Source organism: Pseudomonas sp. Choline-02u-1 (genome assembly GCF_002836515.1).
Lineage (GTDB): Bacteria > Pseudomonadota > Gammaproteobacteria > Pseudomonadales > Pseudomonadaceae > Aquipseudomonas.
This window is the reverse complement of the sequence record NZ_PJBC01000063.1, coordinates 173,714-180,899: the sequence shown is the minus strand read 5'-3', so window position 1 is coordinate 180,899 and position 7,186 is coordinate 173,714. Positions and strand designations below refer to the sequence as shown.

6 protein-coding genes are annotated in these 7,186 nt (G+C 61.6%); all 6 read right to left on the bottom strand.

The window, feature by feature from the left end; translation table 11 throughout:
* Window positions 1–918 (bottom strand): type VI secretion system tip protein TssI/VgrG (gene tssI / locus CXF97_RS20600; protein ID WP_157830918.1); only part of this gene is annotated, 918 nt, incomplete at its 3' end.
* 283 nt (window positions 919–1,201) lie between these two features.
* Window positions 1,202–1,822, bottom strand: coding sequence for a hypothetical protein (locus CXF97_RS20595; RefSeq protein ID WP_101160487.1), 621 nt, complete (start codon window positions 1,820–1,822; stop codon window positions 1,202–1,204).
* A gap of 44 nt (window positions 1,823–1,866) precedes the next feature.
* Window positions 1,867–2,805, bottom strand: a complete 939-nt coding sequence (locus CXF97_RS20590; protein WP_101160484.1) for a carbohydrate kinase — start codon at window positions 2,803–2,805, stop codon at window positions 1,867–1,869.
* A gap of 13 nt (window positions 2,806–2,818) precedes the next feature.
* Window positions 2,819–4,315, bottom strand: coding sequence for a xylulokinase (gene xylB, locus CXF97_RS20585; RefSeq protein ID WP_101160481.1), 1,497 nt, complete (start codon window positions 4,313–4,315; stop codon window positions 2,819–2,821).
* A 123-nt stretch (window positions 4,316–4,438) separates the two neighbouring features.
* Entirely contained in the window at window positions 4,439–5,914 is a 1,476-nt protein-coding gene (locus CXF97_RS20580; protein ID WP_101160478.1) for a mannitol dehydrogenase family protein, read from the bottom strand.
* Between the two features lie 15 nt (window positions 5,915–5,929).
* Complete coding sequence (locus CXF97_RS20575) at window positions 5,930–7,033, bottom strand: ABC transporter ATP-binding protein (protein WP_101160476.1); 1,104 nt, start codon at window positions 7,031–7,033, stop codon at window positions 5,930–5,932.
* Between the last annotated feature and the right edge of the window lie 153 nt (window positions 7,034–7,186).

The following is a 7,186-nucleotide window of genomic DNA, read 5'->3' as shown; positions in this document are numbered from 1 at the left end:
TTCAGCGCGCGGGTGTTCGGCGAGCGTGAGGAAATGGCCGCTGGTGAGGGTGGGTTCATCACCTTTGCCTTCGGCGAGTTTGTAGTCGCTGCGATGGCGTTCGAGGGCGCGGGTCGAGAGGAACTTGCCGCGCTCGCGGGTGGTGAAGCGGCCGGGGTAATCGTAGTCTTCCAGGTCCGGGGCGAATTCGGATTTGACCGCGCCTTCGGGCAGTAGCTTGGGTTTTTCGAAATCGTAGTCGCGACGGCTAACGCGGGTGGTACGGGTTTCCAGGCGCAGGTTGAAGCGCTTGATCACCGGCTTCTCGGCGGCCATGCCGGAGTCCTGCTGGTAGCTGACCGGCTTCAGTTTGCGGAATACGGTCTGGTCGTCGCCGAACACCAGTTTGTGGCCGCTGCGGCTGTGCTGGAAGTGGAAGTGAATGCCTTCTTCTTCGCACAGGCGCTGAATGAAATGCAGGTCGGACTCATCGTATTGCACGCAATACTCACGCTCCGGGTACTCGGCGCCGAGCTGGAAGCTGTAGGCGTCAGAGAGAATGCCGCGATCTTCCAGCACCTGGGCGATGATTTTCGGCACCGTCAGTTGCTGGAAGATCTGCTGATCATGGTTGTGCTGCAGGTAGGCCAGTTGCGGCATCAGGCTGATGCTGTAGCGGGTCAGGGTCTTGCCGGAGTCGCCCTGCTCGATGCGATAGACCTGGCCGTGAATCTTGCCTTCGCCGGTGGTGCCGAAGGTCAGGCAGGCACGCTTGTGCAGCAGCTCTTCGAGCTTCAGGTCGGGGCGGGCGCTGACCAGTTCGAGGTCGAAACGGAACGGTTCGTTGAGGGCTTCGCGACCGGTGAAGCTAAGGACTTGCAGGTCGGCGTTGGCGTCTTCGATCGAGAGGGTGATGTGGGTTGCATTGGCGTCCAGCATGCCTTGAATTCCGTCCGTTGAATAAGCAGGTGATGGATGTTGCAGGATTAGACGGCCTCATTCAAGGCGCAAATGGCGTAGGTGTGGGGCGTCAGTGCCATAGGGAAAACCCTTAGGAGGGCGATTTGGGTCAGTGAAATCGGGCCTTTCATAGACTTTGATGGTGTTTGAGAGATTGCCATCGCGGGCAAGCCCGCTCCCACAGGTTTTTCGGGTGTAGACAAAATCGGCGTTCACTAAGGTCCTGTGGGCCTTGCCCGCGAAGGCGTCTTCAGCCACACCGCTACAACCAATGCCAGAACCGGCTCCAGAACCCGCGATTCAAGTCTTCCTTGCACCCGGCATATTGCTGCGCATACAGATCCGAACGGTTCTGCACCTTGCGCGCGGTCGGCGGTAGCCAGAGTTTGCTCGCGTAGGTCTTGTTGCGAAAGCCGCCCCAGCCTTCGTGGTAGTTCAGGTACTGGTTATAGGCGTCGTATTTGTACACGCCGTTGATCGAGGTGGTCTTGTCCATGTACCAGCCGACGAAGTCGATGGCGTCGTCGAAGTCTTCGCGATCGGCCCAGTTGCGGCCGGTGCTTTTCTGGTAGTCGGCCCAGACTTCATCCTTGGCTTGCGCGTAACCGGAAGCGGTTGAGACGCGGCCCCACGGAATCACCCAGAGCAGGTATTTGCGCGGCGTCTTGGCGTCGTAGCGGTAGCCGGATTCCTGATACATGATCGCGAAAGGCACCTGGATCGGCACGCCCCAGCGTTTCTGGGTGACTTGCGCAGCGTCGTACCAGTCGCTTTTCTCGCGGAAGATTGCGCAGATGTCTTCCGGCGAGCGGGGCGGCGAGGTGCCGCAACCGCTCAGCAGGGTGGCCAGGGTCAGGAGGGCGAAGATGTGCCTGTGATTCAAGAGCTGTTTTCCGTCGTGCGCAAAAAGGCCGACAGTCTACGCGGTCAGCTCAACTGATGACGATAGGGCAGATCCGGACCGGTTTTGCTGCAGGTCAGCGCGGCGGCTTGCACGGCGAACCTGAGCATACCGTCGATCTGATCGCGGCTCAGTTGCTGCACGCCGGCGATCGAGTCCAGCGAGTGCTCGGTCAGCCAAGCGATCAGCGCGGCCTGGAAGGTGTCGCCAGCTCCAACCGTATCGGCGATCTGAACCTGTTTGGCCGGTACCGACCACGAGCCATGGGCTCGACTGAACACCGTTGCGCCATCGCCACCGCGCGTCAGGAAGACGATCTGGCAGCGATGTTCGAGCCAGCCTTCAATCACGTTTTGCGGATCCTGCTCGGGATAGAGCAGGCTCAGATCCTCGTCGCTGACTTTGATCAGATCGGCCAGTTGCACCAGTGTGGCGATGCGCTCGCGCCATAGCCCGATGTTGGGCTCGGGATTGAGGCGCACGTTGGGATCGAGGCTGATCAGGCGTTTGCCGCTTTCGCGCCGGACCAGTTTCAGCAACGTGTCGCCAATCGGCTGCACCACCAGCGAAAACGAGCCGATGTGCAGGCCGCGAACCTGGTCGCCGAGTGTCGGCAGATGCGCCTCGCTCAATTGCCGATCTGCACAACCCTCGCCGCGAAAGCTGTAATGCGGCGAACCATTGGCGCCCACGGCAACCATCGCCAGGGTAGTCGGCGCGGGGAAATCCACCAGATAATCCGCACGCACGCCCTCGTCCTGCAGCACTTGCTGCAAACGGCGGCCGAGGTAGTCGGTGGACAGCCCACCGAACAGCGCCGAGTCCACGCCCAAACGCCGCAAACCGACGGCGACGTTGAACGGCGAGCCGCCGGCAATCGCCTTGAAATTGACTTTCGAGGCCAGACCGCTGGCATCGTTTTCGCTGAAGAAATCAAACAGGGCTTCGCCACACACCAGGTACATAGTTGTTTGCTCGTTATAGGGTTGCGACATGCTGTTGATAGCGTTCGTAGGCCTGCTGGAACGCCGCGACATTTGCGGCGATCGGCAGGGTTTCGCTGCGCGCGTCGAGTTTCACGCAGCGCTCGCACAGCTCGGCCAGGGACACATCATCGCCGTTAGAGCGCGACGCGCACCACGCCGCTTGAATCGCCGCACCCAGTGCGGCGGCTTCGCTTTGCTCGGTGCAGATGACCGGGGCGTTCATGATGTCGGCGACGATCTGGCGCCACACCGCGCTCTTCGAGCCGCCGCCGATCAGGCAGATGCGCAGGCTTTGTAAACCATTCTGGCGGAGCAAATCCAGCCCGTAACGCAAACCGAAGGTGGTGCCTTCGACAGCGGCGCGGCACAGGTTGGCTTGGGTCAGGTTGCCCATGGTCAGGCCATGCAGGCTGCCGGTGGCGTGGGGCAGGGCGGGGACGCGCTCACCGTTGAGAAACGGCAGCATGCTCACGCCCTCGGCACCGATGGGCGATTGCGCGACCAGTTCGTTGAAGGTCGGCAGATCGAGCTTGAACAGTTCGCGAATCGCACCGGTGGCGTTGGTCAGATTCATCGTGCAGATCAGCGGCAGCCAGCCGCCGCTGGAGGAACAGAACGTGGCAACCGAGGCATCGGCGCTGACGTTCGGCTCCTCCGAATAGGCGTAGACCGTGCCGGACGAGCCGAGGCTCATGGTGATCGCGCCGGGCTGGATATTGCCGGTGCCGATGGCGCCCATCATGTTGTCGCCACCGCCGCTTGAGACCACGGCGTTGGGGTTGATGCCGAGTTGCCGGGCGATTGCCGGCAGGATAGTGCCAACGGCCGCGTGCGCGTCGATCAGCTCCGGCAGCGCGGCTTGCAAACGTCCGCTGGCGTCGATGTCGCGCAGGATCTGCCCGTCCCACTGCCGCGTGCGTACGTTGAAGTAGCCAGTGCCTGATGCATCGCCGTATTCGCTGCAGGCGCGGCCGGTGAGCCAATAGTTCAGGTAATCGTGGGGCAACAGAATGCGTGCGATGCGTGAGAAGACGTCGGGATGCTGCTCTTTGGTCCAGAGCAGTTTCGACACCGTATAGCCCGGCGCAATGACCACCCCGAGGCGTTCCAGCGAACCTTGCTCGCCGCCCAGTTGCGCGAGCAATCGCTCGTTTTCCGGCGTGGTTTCGGTGTCGCACCACAACTTGGCCGGGCGCAGCACTGCGCCTTGCTCATCGAGCAGAACCAGGCCGTGTTGTTGGCCGGAGACGCCGACACCGAGGATCGCCTGGCCGTCGACGTTGGCCGCTTGCAAGGCCTGGCGGGTAGCGCTGACGAATGCGTCGAGCCACTGCTGAACGTCTTGTTCGCGGCGGCCGTTGGCGCCGCTGATCATCGTGTGTGGCGCTGCGCCCAGACCGAGCACCTGCCCGCTGTCGGCATCGAGGATGATCGCTTTGGTGCCTTGGGTGCCGCAGTCGATACCCAGGAAGAGCTTTGTTGTTGTCATGAAAACTCCACGGCTGCTCGTCCCCATGCTCTGCGTGGGAACGCCTCAATGGACGCTCTGCGTCCGCTTTTGATGGGACGCGGAGCGTCCCGGGCTGCATTCCCCTGTAGAGCGTGGGAACGATCAGGTCGCGAGAACTTTTTCCAGCGTTCGCGTAACCCCAACCTCGCGCAGACTCTGGCAGCACCACTCGAACGCTGCAACAAACTCTGGCGACTCCGGTATCGCCGTGCCGAAAATCTCTTCCACGCCCAGCAGCCGCTCGGTGATCAGCTCATCGTCCGCCACCAATCCCTGAACGAAAGCCGCTCGCGGATCCGGAATCGAATAGGTATCGCCATTCTCATCCACACCCTGCAAATACAGCGCCCACGCTGCCACTACCAGTGCCGCGCGTTTGGTCTCGCGGCCATCGGCAATCAGCCGATTGATCGTCGGCACGGTGAACTTGGGAAACTTCGATGAGCCGTCCGAACACACCCGTTCCAGTTGATCGGCAATCGCCTGATTGGAGAACCGCGCGACCAGCGTGTCCTTGTATTCGCTCAGATCAATGCCCGGTACCGCCGCCAGTTGCGGTGTGACATCCAGGTCCATGTAGGCGCGCATGTAGCGCACGAACAGCGGATCGTTCATGGTTTCGTGGACGAAGCGATAACCCTTGAGGAAACCCAGATAGGTCAGCGCCAGGTGACTGCCGTTGAGCAGTTTGATCTTCATTTCTTCGTAGGGCGAAACGTCGTCGGTGAACTGCACGCCGACCTTTTCCCAGGCCGGGCGGCCGTTGACGAATCTGTCTTCCACCACCCATTGCACAAACGGTTCGCAAACTACCGGCCAGGCATCGTCGACGCCGTGTTTGTCGGCCAGTTGCAGTCGATGCGCGGTGCTGGTCATCGGCGTAATGCGGTCGACCATGGCGTTGGGGAAACTGACGTTCTGATCGATCCACTCGCACAGTTCCGGGTCGCGCAGTGCAGCGAAGGCCAATAGCGCTTTGCGCGCTACGGCGCCGTTGTGCGGCAGGTTATCGCAGGACATCAGCGTGAACGCCGGAACGCCCGCCCCGCGGCGTTTGGCCAACGCGGCGCAGAGGAAGCCGAACACGGTGGTCGGTGCTTCGGGATGCGCCAGGTCGTGTTGAATCTGCGGCAGATGCGCCATGAACTCGCCGTTGCTGTCGTCGATGCAGTAACCGCCCTCGGTGATGGTCAGCGAGACGATGCGGATCTGCGGTTCGGCGAGTTTGTCGATCAGTGTTTGCGCGCCATCTTCGGCCAGCAGCATGTCGCGGATCGCGCCGATGACGCGCACTTCGGTGTCGTCGCTGTCGCCCAGTTCGAACAGGGTGAACAGGTAATCCTGCTCGCGCAGATCATCGCGGGCACGGCGATCTTCCGGGCGCAGGCCAACGCCGCAGATTGCCCAGTCCAGCGCTTCGCCAGTGTTCATCAAGGCGTCGGTGTAATAGGCCTGATGCGCGCGGTGGAAACCGCCGACGCCGATGTGGGCGATGCCCTGACGCGTGTCGCTGAGGCTATAGGCCGGCAGTTGGACTTCGGCGGAGAGGCGGTTGAGATTCTGTTGGTTGAGTTTCATTGGATAGTCTCGAAGTCAGGCGGCAGCGCGCAGTGGACGGATCAGCGCCACACCTTCAGCGTCGAACAGATGGCAGTGAGCCGGATCCAGGCGCAGGCCCAATTGCTCGCCGTAACGGCTGGCCAGGTCGCCGCGCACGCGCATGGTCAGGGCTTCGCCGGCGCTGGTGGTGACGTGGCAGAAGGTATCGCTGCCGAGGCGTTCGCTGACGTCGGCAGTCACCTGCAGCGTGCAGTCGCCGGGTTGCGCCAGCTCCAGATGTTCGGGGCGAATGCCCAACGTTACCGCGCTGCCGACGCTGAGGTTGGCCGCGTTGAATGGCAGGGTGATGCGTGTGCCAGCGTCCAGCGAGACTTCGCAGCTGGAGCCGTCGATGCGGGCAATCTTGCCTTTGAGGAAACCCATTTTCGGCGTGCCGAGAAAGCCTGCGACAAACAGATTGGCCGGGTTGTGATACAGGTCCAGCGGCGAGCCGACCTGTTCGATTCTGCCGCCATTAAGCACCACGACTTTATCGGCCATGGTCATCGCTTCGACCTGGTCGTGGGTCACGTAGATCATCGTCGCTTGCAGGTCTTTGTGCAGGCGCAGCAGCTCCAGCCGCATCTGCACGCGCAACGCCGCGTCGAGGTTGGACAGCGGTTCATCGAAAAGGAAAATCTTCGGGTTGCGCACGATGGCCCGACCGATCGCCACGCGCTGACGCTGGCCGCCGGAGAGCTGTTTCGGTTTGCGCTCGAGCATCGGCCCGAGCTCAAGAATGCGCGCCGCTTCGCCAACCTTGCGCTCGACTTCGGCTTTCGGCACGCCGGCCAGATCGAGGGCGAACGACATGTTCTTTTTCACGGTCATGTGCGGGTACAGCGCGTAGGTCTGGAACACCATCGCGAGATCGCGCTTGGCCGGGCTGACTTCGGTGATGTCGCGGCCATCGAGTTCGATGGTGCCGCCGCTGACCTCTTCAAGGCCGGCGATCAGCCGCAACAAAGTGGACTTGCCGCAGCCCGAAGGGCCGACGAAGACCACGAATTCCTTGTCGTTCACCTCAAGGTCGATGCCCTTGATGATGGAAAAGCCTTCAAAGCCTTTTTGCAGATTCTTGATTTTCAGGTTGGCCATGAGATGGGCCTCCGCAATATTGTTATTCGTTTGAAGCCTTGCAGGCTTTTTGTGGGAGCGGGCTTGCTCGCGAAGGGGCCCTGTCAGTCACCATCAGTGTTGAATGACACACCGCATTCGCGACCAAGCCCGCTCCCACATGGGGAAGGTTTC